This window comes from Pseudomonas sp. SLFW (assembly GCF_009905615.1).
Lineage (GTDB): Bacteria > Pseudomonadota > Gammaproteobacteria > Pseudomonadales > Pseudomonadaceae > Aquipseudomonas > Aquipseudomonas bambusae.
Genome location: NZ_JAAAKW010000022.1, coordinates 1 through 18,639, shown reverse-complemented (window position 1 = coordinate 18,639; position 18,639 = coordinate 1). Strand labels below are relative to the sequence as shown.

General features: G+C 62.2%; 18 protein-coding genes and 2 riboswitches. Of the genes, 9 read left to right on the top strand and 9 right to left on the bottom strand.

All coding sequences use genetic code 11. The features are described 5' to 3' along the window. Nucleotides 1–273: 273 nt before the first annotated feature. Nucleotides 274–879, bottom strand: coding sequence for an FMN-dependent NADH-azoreductase (locus tag GVN17_RS25565; RefSeq protein WP_166598069.1), 606 nt, complete (start codon nucleotides 877–879; stop codon nucleotides 274–276). A 129-nt stretch (nucleotides 880–1,008) separates the two neighbouring features. Between GVN17_RS25565 and GVN17_RS25560 the strand changes: the two genes are divergently transcribed. Then, entirely contained in the window at nucleotides 1,009–1,917 is a 909-nt protein-coding gene (locus GVN17_RS25560; protein WP_166598068.1) for a LysR substrate-binding domain-containing protein, read from the top strand. Between the two features lie 24 nt (nucleotides 1,918–1,941). On the opposite strand, the gene GVN17_RS25555 is transcribed toward GVN17_RS25560, so the two are convergent. Then, nucleotides 1,942–3,027, bottom strand: coding sequence for a hypothetical protein (locus GVN17_RS25555; protein WP_166598067.1), 1,086 nt, complete (start codon nucleotides 3,025–3,027; stop codon nucleotides 1,942–1,944). A 71-nt stretch (nucleotides 3,028–3,098) separates the two neighbouring features. On the opposite strand from GVN17_RS25555, the gene GVN17_RS25550 reads away from it, so the two are divergent. After that, nucleotides 3,099–3,443 (top strand): MmcQ/YjbR family DNA-binding protein, encoded by a 345-nt coding sequence (locus GVN17_RS25550; RefSeq protein WP_166598066.1) that lies wholly within the window; start codon nucleotides 3,099–3,101, stop codon nucleotides 3,441–3,443. An 18-nt stretch (nucleotides 3,444–3,461) separates the two neighbouring features. Here the strand turns inward: GVN17_RS25550 and GVN17_RS25545 are convergent, their stop codons facing one another. Together GVN17_RS25545 and GVN17_RS25540 are read right to left on the bottom strand one after the other, a co-directional pair. Continuing rightward, nucleotides 3,462–3,896: a DUF1294 domain-containing protein gene (locus GVN17_RS25545; protein ID WP_371928618.1), complete on the bottom strand. Its 435-nt coding sequence runs from the start codon at nucleotides 3,894–3,896 to the stop codon at nucleotides 3,462–3,464. A 4-nt stretch (nucleotides 3,897–3,900) separates the two neighbouring features. Next, nucleotides 3,901–4,731 carry an undecaprenyl-diphosphate phosphatase gene (locus tag GVN17_RS25540; protein WP_166598065.1) on the bottom strand — a complete coding sequence of 277 codons (831 nt, stop codon included), beginning with the start codon at nucleotides 4,729–4,731 and terminating at the stop codon, nucleotides 3,901–3,903. A 336-nt stretch (nucleotides 4,732–5,067) separates the two neighbouring features. On the opposite strand from GVN17_RS25540, the gene pnuC reads away from it, so the two are divergent. Together pnuC and GVN17_RS25530 are read left to right on the top strand one after the other, a co-directional pair. After that, the gene (gene pnuC / locus GVN17_RS25535; RefSeq protein WP_166598064.1) at nucleotides 5,068–5,631 is read left to right on the top strand and encodes a nicotinamide riboside transporter PnuC; all 564 of its coding nucleotides are present in this window, start codon (nucleotides 5,068–5,070) and stop codon (nucleotides 5,629–5,631) included. Nucleotides 5,632–5,637: 6 nt separating this feature from the next. Beyond that, on the top strand, nucleotides 5,638–6,162 hold the full coding sequence (locus GVN17_RS25530; RefSeq protein ID WP_166598063.1) for an AAA family ATPase: 525 nt from the start codon (nucleotides 5,638–5,640) through the stop codon (nucleotides 6,160–6,162). 254 nt (nucleotides 6,163–6,416) lie between these two features. Here GVN17_RS25530 and GVN17_RS25525 read toward each other — a convergent pair whose 3' ends face one another. Then, on the bottom strand, nucleotides 6,417–7,736 hold the full coding sequence (locus GVN17_RS25525; protein ID WP_166598062.1) for a sigma-54 dependent transcriptional regulator: 1,320 nt from the start codon (nucleotides 7,734–7,736) through the stop codon (nucleotides 6,417–6,419). 388 nt (nucleotides 7,737–8,124) lie between these two features. Here GVN17_RS25525 and GVN17_RS25520 point away from each other — a divergent pair, with 388 nt between their 5' ends. Continuing rightward, nucleotides 8,125–8,391, top strand: a complete 267-nt coding sequence (locus tag GVN17_RS25520) for a hypothetical protein (protein ID WP_166598061.1) — start codon at nucleotides 8,125–8,127, stop codon at nucleotides 8,389–8,391. Nucleotides 8,392–8,448: 57 nt separating this feature from the next. Here GVN17_RS25520 and GVN17_RS25515 read toward each other — a convergent pair whose 3' ends face one another. The 4 genes from GVN17_RS25515 to cobW form a co-directional block, all read right to left on the bottom strand. Beyond that, nucleotides 8,449–9,111, bottom strand: a complete 663-nt coding sequence (locus GVN17_RS25515; protein WP_166598111.1) for a VWA domain-containing protein — start codon at nucleotides 9,109–9,111, stop codon at nucleotides 8,449–8,451. Nucleotides 9,112–9,113: 2 nt separating this feature from the next. Beyond that, on the bottom strand, nucleotides 9,114–10,124 hold the full coding sequence (locus GVN17_RS25510; RefSeq protein ID WP_166598060.1) for an ATP-binding protein: 1,011 nt from the start codon (nucleotides 10,122–10,124) through the stop codon (nucleotides 9,114–9,116). Between the two features lie 186 nt (nucleotides 10,125–10,310). Then, on the bottom strand, nucleotides 10,311–14,084 hold the full coding sequence (gene cobN / locus GVN17_RS25505; RefSeq protein ID WP_166598059.1) for a cobaltochelatase subunit CobN: 3,774 nt from the start codon (nucleotides 14,082–14,084) through the stop codon (nucleotides 10,311–10,313). Between the two features lie 2 nt (nucleotides 14,085–14,086). After that, nucleotides 14,087–15,157, bottom strand: a complete 1,071-nt coding sequence (gene cobW / locus GVN17_RS25500; RefSeq protein ID WP_166598058.1) for a cobalamin biosynthesis protein CobW — start codon at nucleotides 15,155–15,157, stop codon at nucleotides 14,087–14,089. 131 nt (nucleotides 15,158–15,288) lie between these two features. After that, nucleotides 15,289–15,510: riboswitch (cobalamin riboswitch) on the bottom strand. Nucleotides 15,511–15,577: 67 nt separating this feature from the next. Continuing rightward, nucleotides 15,578–15,791, top strand: a riboswitch (cobalamin riboswitch). A 96-nt stretch (nucleotides 15,792–15,887) separates the two neighbouring features. Here cobW and GVN17_RS25495 point away from each other — a divergent pair. From GVN17_RS25495 to cobM, 4 genes are all read left to right on the top strand, one after another. Further along, the gene (locus GVN17_RS25495; protein ID WP_166598057.1) at nucleotides 15,888–16,073 is read left to right on the top strand and encodes a CbtB domain-containing protein; all 186 of its coding nucleotides are present in this window, start codon (nucleotides 15,888–15,890) and stop codon (nucleotides 16,071–16,073) included. 11 nt (nucleotides 16,074–16,084) lie between these two features. Next, nucleotides 16,085–16,810: a CbtA family protein gene (locus GVN17_RS25490; protein WP_166598056.1), complete on the top strand. Its 726-nt coding sequence runs from the start codon at nucleotides 16,085–16,087 to the stop codon at nucleotides 16,808–16,810. Next, entirely contained in the window at nucleotides 16,810–17,211 is a 402-nt protein-coding gene (locus GVN17_RS25485) for a cobalamin biosynthesis protein (RefSeq protein ID WP_166598055.1), read from the top strand. The genes GVN17_RS25490 and GVN17_RS25485 overlap by 1 nt, the downstream gene beginning before the upstream one ends. A gap of 140 nt (nucleotides 17,212–17,351) precedes the next feature. Then, nucleotides 17,352–18,098 (top strand): precorrin-4 C(11)-methyltransferase, encoded by a 747-nt coding sequence (gene cobM, locus GVN17_RS25480; protein WP_166598054.1) that lies wholly within the window; start codon nucleotides 17,352–17,354, stop codon nucleotides 18,096–18,098. The last annotated feature ends 541 nt before the right edge of the window (nucleotides 18,099–18,639 follow it).

Sequence of the window (18,639 nt, the reverse complement as noted above, 5' to 3'; positions counted from 1 at the left end):
CATTCGGTGCGGTGCTTAGATCGATATTGCACAAGGCGGGCCAAGCTCGGAAATATGAGAAAAGCTGGCCATTTGTAATCAATAAGCGGCCGGTTACGGCAATTTTAGCGCTATCCGGAGAAGCTTACCCGCAAAGAAATCGCAAAGTCTGTCGCCCGGCTGAACGCGCGTGATTCCACCAGGCCTGAAACGACAAAAGCCCCGGCATCGATGGGATGACGGGGCTTTCGACAGCGTTGTGGCAGCGGACAAGCGGCGTCCGCGATCGAGGACTTACGCGAACAGCGTTTCTTCGATGTGCTTTTGGGCGGCAGTCAGTGCGGCGGCACGAGGCTCGTCGCCATAGGCCAGGCCGTGAGCGGTGACGAATTCCAGGTCAGCAACGCCCAGGAAGCCGAACAGCACCTTGAGCAGCGCGTCATGGCCTACACCGGTAGGTTGACCCACGTGCAGGCCGCCCGACGTGGAAACGATGATGACTTTCTTGCCTTTGCACAGACCTTCGGGACCGGCTTCGGTGTAACGGAACGTGCGGCCGGCGACAGTGATACGGTCGATCCAGGCTTTCAGTTGGCTTGGGATGGTGAAGTTGTACATCGGCGCGCCGATGACCACGACGTCAGCCGCCAGGAATTGCTGCAGGGTCGCTTCGTTGGTGTCCACTTCCAGGTTCTGAGCGGCGTCGCGGCCCTCAGCCGGTGTGCCCGCAGCGGCCAGCGCCGCGCCGGAGAAGTGACCCAGTGCTTCGCTGGCCAGATCGCGATAGACCACGTCGGTGCCAGGGTGAGCGGCGACGTAGGATTGAACGACGCTGCGGCTCAATTGGCGCGAAGCGGAGTGATCGCCGAGGATGCTGGAATCGATGTGCAAAAGAGTCATGAATGTGCTTCCTGAGTGGGAATCGCCGCTTGGCGATCAAGTGACGATAATCCTACCCGGTAAGCCAATGGCTGATTAGTCGGCAAAAATGCGATAGTTCGTCCCACTCACAGGACAATCGAGTTCATCATGCAAGATCTCAACGACCTTTATTACTTCGCCAAGGTGGTCGAATGCGGCGGTTTCGCGGCAGCCGGGCGTGCGCTGGGTATTCCCAAGTCGCGCTTGTCACGGCGGATTGCCGAGCTGGAAATGCGCCTCAACGCCAGCCTGCTGCAGCGCACCACCCGCAAACTGGCGCTCACGGCGGTGGGCGAACGTTACCTGCAACACTGCCAGGCGATGCTGCTGGAGGCTGAAATGGCCGATGAGGCGGTGGCGTCGCTGTCGGCCGAACCGAGGGGGCGCCTGCGGGTGTCCTGCCCGGTCGGCATGACCCACTGGAACCTGAGCAACGTGGTCACGGCGTTTTTGGCGCGCTACCCCCAGGTCCAGCTGGAGCTGCTGCTGGTGAACCGTAGGGTCGATCTGGTCAATGAAGGCATCGACGTGGCCCTGCGCGTGCGCGACATCGGTGATGAAGACCCGAACCTCATCGTCCGCCAATTGGTGCCGGCGTTCGCAGCGCTGGTCGCCTCTCCTTCGCTGATTGCTGGAATGGACATCCGCACCCCCGACGACTTGAGCGCCCTGCCTGTGCTGGGCGCCATCGAGGCCGACCGCAAGGTGCACTTCCTGCTGATTCACGAAGACGGCCGTCGCCAGGAAGTGGTGCTCGACGCGCGACTGGCCGTGGATGATTTCAACATCCGCAAGGCGGGCGCACTGGCAGGGCTGGGCATGACCATGCTGCCGATGATGAATTGCAAGGACGCCCTGGCCGACGGGACGCTGGTGCAGTTGCTGCCGGACTGGTCCATGTCCACCGGCAACCTGCAGGCCGCCTACACCCAGCGACGGGGCGCGTTGCCCGCCGTGCGCGCATGGCTCGACCACGTGACAGAGGGTTTCAGCCAGTTCGCCTCGGCGTGCCCATGAGCCAATCCTGACGTTTCTGGCGGGTCACGTCAGATTCAGCGGTGCGGCGCCGGTGAAATGTCGGTACAGCACGACAGAACGGAGCATCACCGTCGCCCGGCGCTCATAGGCACTGGGCGCGCACTTGGCGTATTCCTCCAGCTCACGCCGCACCCGACCTTCGACGTCAGAGGCCGGGGTTTTCACGGCACGATCGGCGCAGGCCGGCAGGGAGTTGCGCAGGCGCACGTTGACCAACAGCTCTTCCGCAGCGCCCTCGCCCGCAGGCACGGCAGCAAGGCTTCTGGTCCAGTACTTTTCCAGCCAGCTCTGAAACAGCCAGCGTTGCCCGGCCTTGGTGCGCAGCGCCGCGCGGATGAAGGTCCGGAACGTTTGCCAGTCCAGGGACGTCAGCGAAGGATTGCGGTACTTGTCGCAGTAGCTGGGGTAATGGGGGTTTGAAAAGTGCTTGAACGCGGCGCCTTCCAGGTCCGCCTCGATCTGCACCGGCGCACATAAACCCGCCGCTCGAAGCTGACCATAAACGCCGACCCCTTCGGCCGGGTACAGCGCGGGGTCCGCAAGGCGCAGGAGCGCGACCTTGTGTTCGGCGGGCACCAGCCCGGACTGGGCGACGTAGGTGATGAACTCCAACAGATCGCCCTGATCCATGTGAGCAATGCCCACCCCACCTACGCCATAGCTCATGAGGTGCTTGCCGGTGTTGGCGCTGGTCTGTGACTTCCAGTCATTCTGCACCGGGTCGGGGGGCAGGCCCGAGGGATCGTCGATGCCCCATTGCGCGACGCCAAGAGTCAAGGCAATCAGCCCCAATCCTTGTTGCGCCGTGGAATTCTGAGGGTTGTTGCGATAATCGAGCATCAGCGTTTTGACGAACCCGACGTCCAGGGTTTCCCCCTGAATGTTGTCGTCCGCGGACGGCGACCAGCCCCCTCGTTCGAGAATGTGTTCGATGGCCGCATCCGGCAGCCCGGCAGCTTGAGCGTGGCCGTCGCCCCCCGCCAGCAGCTCCGGCCATGTCGTCCAGTTAAAACCCACTGCGGCACTGGCCGCGCCCGGCAGGCACAGCGCTGCGCCACCCATCAGAAACCCACGACGTGTAAGAGGCATTGCGGTATCCCCCAAATTCACACTGATTCTGTTAAAACGTGCACCGGCAGAAGTTTTTCTACAGGAAGCCTATGGATATCGAAGACGTTGCCGCCTTTTGCCTGGCATTGCCCGGCGCAAGGGAGGACTACAAATGGGGTGGCGTGCGGGTGTTCTCCATCGCCGAGACCAAGATGTTCGCGGTCATGGGGCTGGCGGGGAACGATCTGGCGTTCAAGGTCGGGCCGGACCTGTTTCTGGGTTACGTCGACCGACCCGGCGTGCGCCCTGCGCCCTACCTCGCACGCGCGCACTGGATCACCCTGTCGCATCCCTACCCCATGGGTGATGAAGAATTGCGGGAATTATTGACCCGCTCTCACCAATGGGTGGTGAGCAAATTGCCGAAACGGCGGCAGGTCGCGCTCAAGCTCTGAACGCCCTCGACCGCGTTGTCAGTACAGGTGCCGGACCAAAAAACGCCCGCCCATCAGCACCCGGTCGACCCAGAACAATTCGTGCAGCAGCACGATCAGCCAGAACACCGCCTGATAGGACACTTTGCGTGTCTTGTGGCGGAACAGTTGCTGTGCGATCAATGCGCCCGGCCAACCGCCCAGCAGCTCGACGCCGTGCAGGACTTTCTCCGGTGTCCGCTGGCCTTGAGTGCGGGCCTGTTTCTTGTCATAGCCGTACAACGCAACCGCCGGCAGGCTCATGAGCGGATAGACCGCCAGCGGCCACCACGATCCGCCGCGCACGCCCGACACGATCAGGCCGTACAGCGGCAAGGCGCACAGCACCGCCAGAGCCAGCAGCTTGAATTTCAGCCCGCGAACCGGGCCGTTGTCGTTGCGACGGGAGACGTCGGGTTTGACGCGTTGGTTCACCGCATCAGCCCTGCACGCTGGACCAATCGACCCAACCGAATACCCAGGTCGCCAGAATCAGCAAACCAAACGCGATCCGGTACCAGGCAAACACCGCATAACTGTGGGTCGCGATGAACTTCAGCAAGGCACGCACCGCGATCATCGCGAAGATGAACGAGGTGATGAATCCGACGGCGAATACCGCGAAGTCATCGGGCTGGAACAGGTTGCGGTATTTGTAACCGGAGTACAGCGACGCGGCGATCATCGTCGGCATGGCGAGGAAGAACGAAAACTCCGTCGCCGTTTTGCGCGACAGGCCGAACAGCAGGCCACCGATGATCGTCGAGCCGGAACGCGAAGTGCCGGGAATCATCGCCAGACACTGTGCGAAACCCACCTTGAGCGCGTCGGACCATGTCATTTCATCAACGGTTTCAGCGTGCACTTCGTGCTGGCGGCGTTCAGCCCACAGCATGATGAAACCACCAATGACCAACGCCGCCGCCACCGTAATGGGGTTGAAAAGGTATTCATGGATCAGGTCGGAAAACAGCACACCTAGTACCACCGCCGGCAGTACGCCGATGATCAGATTCACGGTGAAACGGCGGGCCTGGGGCTGGGTCGGCAGGCCGGTGACGACCTGGAAAATCTTGTGCCGAAACTCCCACATCACCGCCAGGATCGCCCCCAGCTGGATGATGATGTTGAAGGCCATTGCCCGTTCGCCGCCGAAGCCGATCAGGTCGGCGACGATGATCTGGTGCCCGGTGCTGGAGATCGGCAAGAACTCCGTCAACCCTTCCACGACACCCAGTATTAACGCCTGTGCGGCGGTCCAAAGATCCATCATTCCCCCAGAGTGGAGCCTGCTCGTGGCAGGGCTCTCTTGATATGTTTCCAGCACTGTTCAGGACACGATAAACGGTCCGATGTAAAAACAGCATGAACAGTCAAGATCGCGGCTCGAACACGCGAGCGGCGCGATCCTAACAGACCTTCACGACGAACGCTCTAGCCCGGATACGGGTGCGCAATCTTTCATGTGGAGGGGCAGTAAAGTGCATCTGACCGGTTGCTGGCGGGTCTTTGCCCGCCTTGAAATCTGCGCGCCACAACGGTCCTCAAACCGCTTACAATCGCAGGCCTTTTTTCTCTCTTCCCCTTCCCCTTCGCAGGAGTCTCCATGTCCGGGCTTGAACTGTTCGCCGCAGCACTCGGTGTCATTGCCGTCTGGCTGACAGTCAAACAAAACCCCTGGTGCTGGCCGATCGGGCTGGTGATGGTGCTGCTGTACGTCTGGATCTTCTTCGACGTGAAGCTGTATTCCGACATGCTGTTGCAGGGTGTCTATGCCGTGTTGCAATTGTATGGCTGGTGGCAATGGACCCGTCGCGGCGCCGTCGCCGAAGGCCGCCAGGTGACGGCACTGGGCGGCAGCGCGTTGGCCCTGAGCCTGGCCATCGGCGCGGTGGTCAGCCTTGCATTGGGGGCCGCGATGGCGCACTTCACCGACGCGGCGCAGCCGTGGCTCGACGCCGCCCTCACCGGCTTCAGCCTGGTGGCGCAGGTGTGGATGGCCCAGAAGCGCGTGCAATGCTGGCCGCTGTGGATCGTGCTGGATGTCATTTTCGTCGGGCTGTTCCTTTATAAGGCGCTGTACCTGACAGCAGCGTTGTACGCGTTGTTCACCTTGCTGGCTGTGCAAGGGTGGCGCGACTGGCGAGCCGACCCGGCCCTGGCGCGCTGATCCCCCATGAAAGTTCTGGTATTGGCCGGCCCCGAATCCAGCGGCAAAAGCTGGCTGGCCGATCATCTTCAACAGCGCTTCGGCGGCGAACTGGTGGGCGAATACGTGCGCCAGTTCATCGATGAGGAACAACGTGACACCTGTTACGCCGACATCCCGGCGATCGCACGGGGACAGCTGGCGCAGGAAGACGCGGCCCGGGCACGTGCGCCTGAACTGCTGATTCTCGACACGCATTTGCTGAGCAACATCCTGTGGAGTCGCACGTTGTTCGGCGACTGCCCGCCATGGCTGGAACAGGCCCTGCTTGACCGGCACTACGACCTGCATCTGCTGCTCTCCCCCGAAGGCGTGGAATGGATCGGCGACGGCCAGCGTTGCCAGCCCTCGCTGGCCGAGCGTCAGGCATTCTTCGACGCCAGCCGGGAATGGCTGGACCGGCACGGCCAACGCTATGAAGTGATCGGCGGCAGTTGGAGCTACCGCAGGGACAGGGCGGTTGCGGCGTTGGAGCGGTTGTTGAACGGCTGATTCCGGTGGTGGCAGCAACCTGAGTTACCAAGTCGAACACCCTCCCACAGGACTTCGCGATCACCTTCACATCCGCGCCCGACGCGATCCCTACTGTGGGAGCGAATTCATTCGCGAAACGGCCGTACATTCAATGCAGTTGCGTCGTCCGTACCACCGCTTTCGCGAATGAATTCGCTCCTACAGATGATCCCCGTCACGCCAAGGCCTTCGGGCGTAACGGGGCTTGATTCCAACCCCTACTGTCAGGCCACTCACCGAATCTGATGCTTATGCAGCAACCGGTAAAACGTCGGCCGTGAAATCCCCAGGACTTTCGCCGCGACGCTGAGGTTGTCGCTGTGGCGTGTCAGCACGTCACACAGCGCCTGACGCTCCGCCCGGCATTTGTATTCGTCCAGCGTGCCCATGCTGGAGCTGATTTCCTCTTCCCCCAGCAACCCGAGGTCGAACGCTTCGATCTGCCGCCCTTCCGCCAGTACCAGCCCGCGTCGCACGCGGTTTTCCAGCTCGCGAACGTTGCCGGGCCAATCATGCTTGCCCATGGCGACCAAGGCGTCCTGGCTGAAATTACGCGGACGTCTACCGGTTTCCTGGCTGTAGAAATGCGCAAAATGGTTGGCCAGCAACGCCAGATCGCCATGCCGCTCCCGCAGCGGCGCCGTGCCGACTTGCAGCACATTCAGCCGGTAATACAGGTCTTCACGAAACCGCTTCTTGCGAATGGCGGCCTCAAGGTCCACATGGGTCGCGGCGAGAATCCGCACGTCCACCGGAATCCGCTCGCCTCCCGTTTCGACATGACGCTCCTGCAAAAAACGCAGCAGATTGGCCTGGACGTCCAGCGGCAGGTCACCGATCTCGTCGAGAAACAGAGTTCCCCCATTCGCGGCCTCGATCCGACCGGGCTTGCGTTGCACGTTGCCGTTGGGGCCTTCGGTCTCGTAGCCGAACAACTCCGCCTGCAATTGATGCTCGGCGACGGCGCCACAGTTGATCGAGATGAACGGCTGTAGCCGCCGCTGGGATTGCATGTGCAGCGTGCGCGCCACCAACTCCTTGCCGGTGCCGGTTTCGCCGCGGATCAACACCGGCGATTCAGTCGGCGCCAACTTGGTCAGCAGGCGACGCAGCTCGCGAATCGGCCGACTTTCCCCGAGCATTTCGTGCTCGGCCCCATTCCCGTATCGGGCGCCTTGAGCCCTGAGACGGGCCATGCCATAGGCGCGACCCAAGGTCACCTGCACGCGGGCGACGTCGAACGGCAAGGTATGGAAATCAAAAAACCATTCGCAGACGAAATCCCCGATCAACTCCCGCCGCAGGTCATCAGCGGTCAGCACAGCGATCCATTCCGTATGGCTGCGGATAATCAGGTCTTTGATGAGCTGAGGCTGCTCGAAATGCTGAGGCATCAAGCGAATCAGGCCGACGTCGCATTGGCGGGACGCGGCGGACGCGAGGGTGCAACTGTCCACTTCCCAGCCGGCTGTACGTAAACCGGGAATCAGACGCAAACATTCCTCGCAGGGTTCGACAATTAACAGGCGGCGGATCGATGCCATTTCATGCATGGGAGATTCCTTGGCGCCAGGATTCAAATAACATTTCAGAATAAAAAAAGTTTTAGAAACAGTGTCTTGGCGACCTTGGTTGTTACATTAGCAAATATTTGACACTCGCTTGGATTGTTTATCTATAAGCCTAAGAACTAAACGCGATTAGCATTGGCGAAATGGCACTAAAAGGGGTATCAGCCGACTGAATCAGGCCTTTAACACCCGTAAACGCCACGAAACACGGACATGCGCCGAAAAATAAATCGGTTCTTATGAAATAATTTGAAAAAAAGCGGCTCATCGTGTGACTCAACCCCCCGCGAAGGTCATCAGTACAAGTACGCACCGCTTGGGACGCCCGCCAACGGTGATTGAACTGATACGGGCACTTTGAGGACTTTCCATGAACGCCCCTTTGCGCTTTAACGATGCTCTCTTGATCGCCGGTCACGCCTTCGAACCTTTCCGTTGCGTCGCCTGGGCACCACAGGACGGTAACGGCGAGTTGAGCCTGACCGTGGTTGATCGCACCAGCACCCGTATTGGCCGCAAACAGATCCCAAGCAGCGCCTACTCCGATCCGAAGCAACTGGCGCAATTTCTCGAACAGGCCCGTGCAGAAATCAGCGACGAAGGCTACTGCCTCGAACCCTGGACCATGCCCGCCTGATCATCGGACGCGGCACTATACGGGCCGCCCTTTAGCTGCTTTTTATAGGGAGCAGCTTCAAGCGTCCGTCAATGCATCGATATGCCGGTATTCGGCGTTCAATTGACGGGCGAGTTCGACGGCCCTTCCCAGCCGGATGGGCCCACGCTCGATGTCGATCAACAGGCTCGGGCAGTGGAAGCCCGTGAGAGGCGGAATGTCCTTCACGCGGCCATCTGTCAGGATCAGCACCCGTTGCGATTCGCCCGGATGACGTTGCTGGCGTTTGCCCAGCCACTGCCCTGCCTCTTCGATGGCCTCGAACAGCGGCGTCCCACCCCCCGCCCCCAACGTTTCCAGCCACGGCTGCAACGCCGAGCCTGCTTTCAGGCCGTGATGCTGCCAGCGCGCCTGCGCACCGCCGGCGGTCAACAACGCCAACCTCGCCCGCTGGCGATACGCGTCATCGAACAGCTGCGCGAGAACGCCTTTGGCGAGGCTCAACGCTTGATGGCGTCGGGTCGAGGCCGAGGCGTCGACGATCACCAGCCACAGGGTCTGTTCACGCCGGGTTCGCGGCTGGCGAACCAGATCGGCGCGGCGCTGGGGGCGGCCTTTCAACAGCGTCGGCAGCCAGGCAATGGCGCCGTCGGTCCCGGAACGGGCAGCACCGCTTTTACCGCCGTTGAGTCGACCCGGTCGGGGGCTGGCATCCGCCCCCGTCTTAAGGCGAGGGCGAATGCCTAGGGCTTTTTTGGCCAGCTGGGCACTTCCCGGCGAGCACCGGTGGCGACAGTCTGGGCGGGCAGTTCACCCCATTGGCCGTCGCCCTGCTCTTTTTGCGTGTGGGGTGCGTGCGCGGGCGCGTCCGGTTGCGAGGCCGCTGGCGACTGGGGTGGTGGAGCCTCACGACGTCGATGGCGCAAGGCGAATTCGGCCACGGCATCGATGTCTTCGTCCGTAATGGCCGAAGCGCCCCGCCATGCCGCATGGGCACGGGCAGCGCGCAGCCAGACAAGGTCCGCCCGCAGCCCATCGACCCCCGCCGCGAAACAGCGCTCGGTGATAGCAGCGAGGCTGACGTCGTCCAGTTCGATGCCCGACAACAGGCCTCGGGCGTTTTCGCAACGGTCTTTGAGCTGTTGCTGTTGGGTTGCCCATTGCTGACAAAACGCTTCAGGGTCCGCGTCGAAGTCCAGCCGACGGCGAATGATCTGGCCACGCTGCTCGGGCAAGGTCTGGCCGCTCAACGCGACGTTCAGGCCGAAGCGGTCGAGCAGCTGTGGACGCAATTCACCTTCTTCCGGGTTCATGGTGCCGATCAGCACGAAGCGCGCCGGGTGACGATGGGAAATACCGTCGCGCTCGACCTGATTGACCCCGCTGGCCGCCACGTCCAGCAGCAGGTCGACCAGGTGATCCGGCAACAGGTTGACTTCATCGACATAGAGCACGCCGCCATCAGCCTTGGCCAAGACCCCCGGCGAAAACCGCGCCCGCCCTTCCCCCAGCGCCGCGTCCAGGTCCAGCGTGCCCACCAGCCGCTCCTCGGTCGCACCCAACGGCAGCGTGACGAACTGACCGCTGGCCAACAGGTCAGCGAGCCCACGGGCCAGGGTGGACTTGGCCATACCCCGCGGCCCCTCGATCAACACCCCGCCGATTTTCGGGTCGATGGCGGTCAGGCACAGCGCCAGTTTCAGCGCGTCGGCGCCCACGACGGCGGCCAGGGGGAAATGAGGGGTGTCGGTCATGGTTGGGCTCTGGTCTGATTACAAATAGTCGGTGCGCTAGAAATACCCTGTGGGAGCGAATTCATTCGCGATGCGGTCGATCGACCGACACACATGTGGCGAATACACCGACGCCTCGCGAATGAATTCGCTCCCCAGTTTCTGTCCGCGCCCTGCCCCGACCGCTGCGGCGCACAGACGAAAACATCATGTCTCTTCAATATCCAACAACAGGTTTTCCAGCGCCGCGCGGTACTCGCCCGGTTCCTGCCACAACCCGCGCTGCTGAGCTTCCAGCATCCGCTCGGTCATGTCGCGCAGGGTATCGGGATTGTGTTGCTGGATGAAGTCCCGCGTCGAGGCGTCGAGCAGGTAGGCGTCCGCCAGCAACGCGTATTGGTGATCGTCGATCAGCTCGGTCGTCGCATCGAACGCGAACAGGAAATCCACGGTCGCCGCCATTTCGAACGCGCCTTTATAGCCGTGCCGTTTGACGCCTTCGATCCATTTCGGATTCGCCGCCCGCGAACGCACCACCCGGTTCAGCTCTTCTTTCAAGGTATGGATTTTCGGCAAGTCTGGCTGGCTGTGGTCGCCGTGGTAGCTCGCCACCTTGTCGCCGCTGAGGCTTTCCACCGCTGCCAGCATGCCGCCCTGAAACTGGTAATAGTCGTTGGAGTCGAGCAGGTCGTGCTCGCGGTTGTCCTGATTCTGCACCACGGCTTGGACCTGGCTCAGGCGTTTGGCGAAGTCGTTGCGCGCGGGGGTGCCTTCATCGGCGGCGCCATAGGCATAGCCGCCCCAGTTCAGGTACACCTCAGCCAAGTCTTGCCGCGTTTGCCACAGGCGGCCGTCAATGGCGTTCTGTACACCCGCGCCATAGGCCCCCGGTTTGGCACCAAAGATGCGCCAGCCAGCCTGTTTCGCCGCCTGTTCGACGCTCAAGCCTTCGCCCTCCAGTTGCTCGCGCTCCTGACGAACGCGGGCGGCAAGCGGATTCATGTCGTCGGGCTCATCCAGCGCGGCGACGGCTTGCACGGCGGCATCAAACAAGCGAATGAGGTTGGCGAAAGCATCGCGGAAGAATCCCGACACCCTCAGCGTGACATCCACCCGTGGCCGGTCCAGCAAACTCAGGGGCAAAATCTCGAAATCGTCAACCCGCTGACTCCCCGCCGCCCACACCGGACGCACGCCCATCAGCGCCATGGCCTGGGCAATGTCGTCGCCTCCGGTGCGCATGGTCGCCGTGCCCCAGACCGACAAGCCCAGTTGACGTAAATAGTCACCATTGTCTTGTAAGTGCCTTTCCAGCAAGAGATTTGCTGATTGAAAGCCGATGCGCCACGCGGTCATGGTCGGCAGGTTGCGCACGTCCACCGAGAAGAAATTACGCCCTGTCGGCAGCACGTCCAGCCGCCCGCGACTCGGCGCGCCACTGGGGCCTGCCGGGACAAAACGGCCACTCAGCGCATCCAGCAAGCCTTGAAGTTCAGCAGGCCCACAGCTGTCGAGACGCGGCATTACGACCTGTGTAATTGCATTAACAACTTCAGTTAATTCGTTGTTTTCAAATGAATTAACATCTTGAATACCGCTCGCGATCTGCTCAATCAAACGCGCTGCATACAGCTCCAGCCGTTCCCGTGTATCCCCTACCGTGCGCCACGGATCATCACTGACTTCATGTAAAACCTGAGGTGTCGGCCCCGCCCACGGCGCACCCAACTCGCAGTCCAACGGGTCAAAACCCATCGCCAGCGCGTTGCTCAAGGTCCGCAGTAGACTGGCATTCGCCCCCCGGCCATCGCCACGGGGCACCCGCAGGATCGCCACCAAGGTATCAATACGCAGTCGCCCGCTCGGGGATTCGCCAAACACGTGCAGCCCGTCGCGGATCTGCGATTCCTTCAGATCACACAGGTACGTGTCCAGCCGGGGCAACCAGATCGCGGCATCGGCATCGCTGTCGAGGTCTTCGCTCAGCGCCAGTTCCCGGTCGATGTGGGTTTCGCGCACCAGCCTGAGAATATCCTTTTGCAGCTCACGGGCGCGGCGCGGATCGAGCATCTGCGCTTCGTAATACTCGTCCGCGAGCAATTCCAGATTGCGTAATGGGCCGTAGGTTTCGGCGCGGGTCAGGGGCGGCATCAGGTGGTCGATGATGACGGCCTGCGTGCGACGCTTGGCTTGGGCGCCCTCACCCGGGTCGTTGACGATGAACGGATAAATGTTCGGCATCGGCCCGAGGATCGCGTCCGGCCAGCACTGTTCGGACAGGCCGACGCCCTTGCCCGGCAGCCATTCGAGATTGCCGTGCTTGCCGACGTGAATGACCGCGAGTGCGCCATACGCCTTGCGCAGCCAGAAATAGAAGGCCAGGTAGCCGTGGGGCGGAACGAGGTCCGGATCGTGATAAACCGCGCTGTGATCGACGTTGTAGCCCCGAGCCGGCTGAATGCCGACAAAGGTCAGGCCGAAACGCAGCCCGGCGATCATCATTCGGCCGTTGCGACACATCGGGTCGCTCTGCGGTGAACCCCAGCGCTCGATCACGGCGTCGCGATTGGCCTCAGGTAGCGCATCAAAGGCCGCCAGGTAGTCGTCCATTGCCATGCTCTGGTGGCAAGGGCGCTGATCGAGACTGTCCGGGTCGTTGGTGACACCGCCCAGCAAGGCATGAATCAGCGCGGTGCCCGATGCCGGCAAGCCTTCGACGGGATAGCCCTCGTCTTGCAGGGCCTTTAGGATGTTCAGCGCTGCTGCCGGAGTGTCAAGGCCGACGCCGTTGCCAATGCGCCCGTCGCGGGTCGGGTAGTTGGCCAGAATCAGCGCCACACGCTTGTCGGCGTTGGCCGTGCGCGCCAGCAACACCCAGCGTCGCGCCAGTTCGGCGACAAAATCCATGCGTTCGGGTTGGGCGCGGTAGCAGACCACATCGGACTGACTGCGCTCGCTGTGCCAGGCCAGGTCCTTGAAGCTGATGGGCCGACTGATGATGCGCCCGTCCAGTTCTGGCAGCGCGATGTGCATGGCCAGATCCCGAGCGCCGAGGCCCTGTTCGCTGGCTTGCCATGCGGGTTCGTTGTCCTGGGCGCAGATCGCCTGAATCACCGGAATGTTGCGGCGAAACGGTCGCAGGTGCGGGGCTTCCGGGCTGGATTGGGCGAAACCGGTGGTGTTGAGGATGACTTCGCACTCGGTCTCGTCGAGCCAGTCCTGCACAGCACTGAGGCACGCCGGTTCCTTCAGGCTGGCCACCGCAATGGGCAACGGGTTAAGGCCCTGGGCCAACAGCCGCTCACAGAACACATCGATGAACCCGGTGTTGGCCGCCTGCAAGTGCGAGCGATAGAACAGCACCGCCGCCACCGGTTGATCGACGTGCCAGTCGGCTTGCCAGTCAGCGAGGTCGGCGCTGGCCTTGCGCGGGTGATAGATCGCCACCCGGGGCAGCGTCTGCGGCTCGTCCCAGGCGTAATCGCGATCCAGCCAGCGATTGGCCAGGCAATTGAACAGCTGTAACGCGTTGTGTTTTCCGCCCTGGCGCAGGTAGTGCCAAAGCCGGTCGCGGTCCGCGGCAGGTTCGGTGCTGAGGTCGCTGAGCTCCGGGTCCGGGCGATCGTCGCCAGGCACCAGAATCAGCTTCACCCCGCCGTGCTTTCGAGAGGCCAGCTCCACCAGCCGCTCGACACCGTAGCGCCAGTAGCCGATGCCGCCGTGCAGCGAGATGAGAATCACCTTGGCGTGTTGCAGCACCTCTTCGACGTACAGGTCGACCGAGGCGTGGTTTTGCACCTGCATGGGGTTGGCCAGGCGCAGGCTGGGGTAATCGTCCGGCAGTTGCTGCGCGGTTTCCGCGAGCAACGCCAGATGGGAGTCACCGCTGCACAGGATCACCAGATCGGCGGGGGTCTGGCCGAGGTCAGCGATGCTGTCGTCGGGGACGAAGCCGCCGGGCTGGGTGCGCAGCAGGTGCATGGTTAGCCTTTGATCTCAAGCGCGGCGCGCAACTGGGCTTCCAGCACGGCAGCGTCGAGTTCCTGACCAATCAGCACGAAGTGGCTGACGCGCTCTTCTTCAGCTTTCCACGCGCGGTCGAAGTGTTTGTCGAAACGTGTGCCGACGCCTTGCACCAGCAGGCGCATCGGCTTGCCCGGAATCGCCGCGAAGCCTTTGACGCGCAGGATGCCGTGCTGCACGACGGCCTGGGTCAGCGCGTCGAGCAACAGCGCTTCGTCGGCCTGGGGCAGCGAGATGGAAATCGAATCGAAAGCGTCGTGATCGTGGTCGTCGTGGTCATCGCCGTCGTGATGATCATGGTGGGTCTTGCGGCCATCGATGTGCAGCTCGGATTCGGCACCCAAGCCCAACAGCACGCTGATCGGCAGCTGGCCGTTACTGGCTTCGATGACTTTCACCGCAGGCGGCAGTTCTTCGGCGACTTCAGCGCGCACGGCGGCCAAGGCAGCAGCGTCGAGCATGTCGGCCTTATTAAGGATGACAAGGTCAGCGCTGGCCAGTTGGTCGGCGAACAGTTCGTGCAGCGGCGATTCGTGGTCCAGGTTCGGGTCGAGTTTGCGCTGGGCATCGACCTGATCCGGGAAGGCGGCGAAGGTGCCGGCGATGACGGCCGGGCTGTCGACCACGGTGATCACGGCGTCAACGGTGCAGGCGTTGCGGATTTCCGGCCACTGGAAAGCCTGGACCAGCGGCTTTGGCAGCGCCAGGCCCGAGGTTTCGATGAGGATGTGGTCCAGATCGCCGCGACGAGCAACCAGTTCCTGCATCACCGGGAAGAATTCTTCCTGAACGGTGCAGCACAGGCAGCCGTTGGCCAGTTCGTAGACGCGGCCGTTGGCTTCTTCTTCGGTGCAACCGATGGTGCATTGCTTGAGGATTTCACCGTCGATGCCCAGCTCGCCGAATTCGTTGACGATCACCGCAATGCGACGGCCTTCAGCGTTGTCGAGCATGTGGCGCAGCAGCGTGGTTTTGCCCGAGCCGAGAAAGCCGGTGACGATGGTGACGGGAAGTTTGGCCAGTGTTTTCATGGTTGCCCTCAGGCGCAGCGGCGGGCAAACAGGACGAGAACCGCGTGCCCTCGCAGAAGACAGGCCCGCCGTTCGATTCGCCACCGGATCACCCCGCCCGGTTGTGTTGAGAATGCGTCGGGCTGTCTGAAAAACAGGCCCGTGTTCGAGGCAGGTCTCCTGGCTCACGGCGGCGAATGGCTGGCAGTGTTGCCAGATCAGACGCATTCATCGCGCCTTCCCGCTCGCGCAGTGGCTGTGCAATGAACATGACCGTTTACAGTTGCGGGGGCAGCTGTGGCTTGCACCACATTCCCTTCTTAGCGCCGCGTCCGAGTCAAGCAGAGCAGCGAACCTCAAGTGCGCAAGGCTACGCAGTGGCCGGGGGAAGGTCAACGATGAAACGGCGCTGCGATTGACTGCCAACCGGCTCCGTGGTCTCCTACACGCCTTGTTACGGGTGCCCTTCACAGGGTGAAACGGGAAACCGGTGCGTGCAGACCTCTTGTCTGTGCAAGTCCGGCGCTGCCCCCGCAACGGTAAGCGAGCGAAGAATCAGATCCACTGTGCCATTGCGGCACGGGAAGGTGATTCTTGACGGCAGGTCCACTGTCCCTCGCAAGCCCGGAGACCGGCCCGACACATTCACATAACAAACCCGCGGTGGGCGGGCGCTGTTGAGTTGGCTACTGACGTCGGTCAGTGGTTTGCTTTGCGCCTTCCCTTCGCTGAGACCTCAGAGGGAAGCGCCATGTCGATCAGCACCACATCCCAATCCGCAAGCACTGCCAGCACCCAAAGCCAACGCCTCACTGCCGCCATCAGCGCGATGATCCTTGGCGCGTGCCTGGTCTATTTCGCCGGGTTCTCGCACATCGCCGCCGTGCACAACGCCGCCCACGACACCCGTCACAGTTCCGCCTTTCCTTGCCACTGAGACCTGCCGCCATGTTCAAGCGAATCGCTCAAACGGCCGGTTTCACCGGACTGCTCGCCGCCCTGCTGCTGACCTTGCTGCAAAGCTTCTGGGTCGCGCCGCTGATCCTCGAAGCGGAAACCTACGAACACGCCCCCGCCGCTGCAGAAGTGCATGAGCACGCGCATGGCGACGGCGCCATGGCGGCTCACGTTCATGATGAAGAAGCCTGGGAACCGGAAGACGGCTGGCAGCGCGTGCTGTCGACGACCGGCGGCAACCTGGTGGTCGCGGTCGGTTTCGCCCTGATGCTCGCGGCGCTGTACACACTGCGCACGCCAAACAGCGTTCGCGAAGGCGCGCTGTGGGGCCTGGTCGGTTTCGCGGTGTTTGTCCTCGCGCCGACCCTCGGTCTGCCGCCTGAATTACCGGGCACCGCCGCCGCCGACCTGACCCTGCGCCAGACCTGGTGGGTCAGCACCGCAGCGTCAACAGCCGTCGGCCTGGCGCTGATTGTCTTCGCCCGCCATTGGCTGCTGAAAGTGCTGGGCGCAGCGATTCTCGTCGTGCCCCACGTGATCGGCGCGCCGCAACCGGAGGTTCATTCGGCTTTGGCCCCTGAAGCGCTGGAGGCACAATTCAAGATCGCTTCTCTGCTGACCAACGCGGCGTTCTGGGTCGCGATGGGCCTGATCAGCGCCTGGCTGTTCCGTCGTCACAACACGCAACTGACCGCCACCGAGCTGAGCCACGCCTGATGAACCCGGGCACTCGTGTGATCGGCCTCGGCTGCCAGCGCGACTGCCCGGCGTCGGTGCTGCAAGGGTTGATTGAGGTCAGCCTGCTGGAACATCGCCTGTCGCTGTCCGACATCACCGCCCTTGCCTCTATCGACAGCAAAGCGTCAGAGGCGGGGTTGCTGGAACTGGCTGAACGGCTCGGCCTGCCGCTGGCGTTCTTCAGCGCCGAAGAACTGGCAGCGTTCGAGCCGCAGCTGAGTCATCATTCGCAGATCGCGTTCGACAGCACCGGCTGCTACGGCGTGGCCGAAAGCGCAGCACTGGCGATGGCGGCGCGGTTGGGCGGGTCGTCGGCGAGGTTGGTGATCGAACGGCGAAACAGCTCACGGGCCACGTTTGCGTTGGCCGCCAGCCCATGACGCATTTGGCGATGCAGTCTCTGTAGGAGCGAATTCATTCGCGAAGCGGTTCGGGCGCTAGAGATGTATTGGCTGTACCGACCCTTCGCGAATGAATTCGCTCCCACAGAGGATCAACCCCGCTATACGTTGGAGATTCAATGACCGTTTACTTCATCGGCGCAGGCCCCGGCGACCCTGACCTGATAACGGTCAAAGGCCAGCGCCTGATCCGCACATGCCCCGTCATCATCTACGCCGGATCGCTAGTGCCCGAGGCCGTTTTAGAGGGTCATCAAGCCGTTCAGGTGACCAACAGCGCCGAACTGCACCTCGAACAGATCATCGCCTTGATGAAATCTGCTCATGCACAAGGCCAAGACGTGGCCCGCGTCCACTCCGGCGACCCCAGTCTTTATGGCGCCATCGGTGAACAGATTCGTCACCTGCGCGAACTGGGCATCCCCTTCGAAATCATCCCCGGCGTCACTGCCACCGCCGCCTGCGCCGCGTTGCTCGGCACCGAACTGACCCTGCCGGACATCTCGCAAAGCGTCATCCTCACTCGCTACGGCGACAAAACCGCCATGCCTGAAGGCGAAGACCTGGGCGAACTCGCGCGACACACAGCCACCATGGCGATTCACCTGGGCGTGAACAACCTCGGCAAAATCGTCGCTGAACTCACCCCCCACTACGGCCAAGACTGCCCCATCGCCGTCGTACACCGCGCCAGCTGGCCTGACCAGGACTGGGTCACTGGCACCCTCGCCAACATCGAAGGCAAGGTCGCCGCCAAAGGCTTTCGACGCACAGCACTGATCCTCGTGGGACGTGTCCTTGGCAACGACACCTTCAGCGAATCATCCCTCTACCGCGCAGGGCATGCGCATGTGTACAGGCCGTGATATTTCAGCTGCGGGCTGTGAAACGGGGGTTGTCTGATCGTCCGCCTTCGCTGCCGTCGTAACCTCCGGCGTCTCCCACGGGTGTTGAGGCGTACCATAATCCTGCGGACAGATGCCAACTCTGTGGGAGCGAATTCATTCGCGAAAAGGGTTCAGGCGATGGAGATGGGTTGGGTGTACCGGCCATTCGCGAATGAATTCGCTCCCACAGGGGGATTGGGGTTAGAACAGGAATCGCGTTGCTATCCAGAGCCGCGAAGAGCGTTAGCTCCAGCCAGAAAAGCTCTTTTGCGTGCCAGTCCAGACACCGCAGAACGCGACTTGCGTGCAGGCCGAACGCAGGCGGCGCGGAGTGGGTCGAGCGGCATGGATGCCGCGAGAGCGCCGCAAGGACATGGATGTCCGTTCGGCGCGGGCCCACGGAGCGTCGCCGGAGTGAGGGCACCCGAGGAACGAGGGCCAAACCAGGAGCAGGGCCTTTTTGGTTACTTTTTCGGCTCTCCCTCCATGTCAGGATAGTTGTCGCCTCTTCATAGCTGGA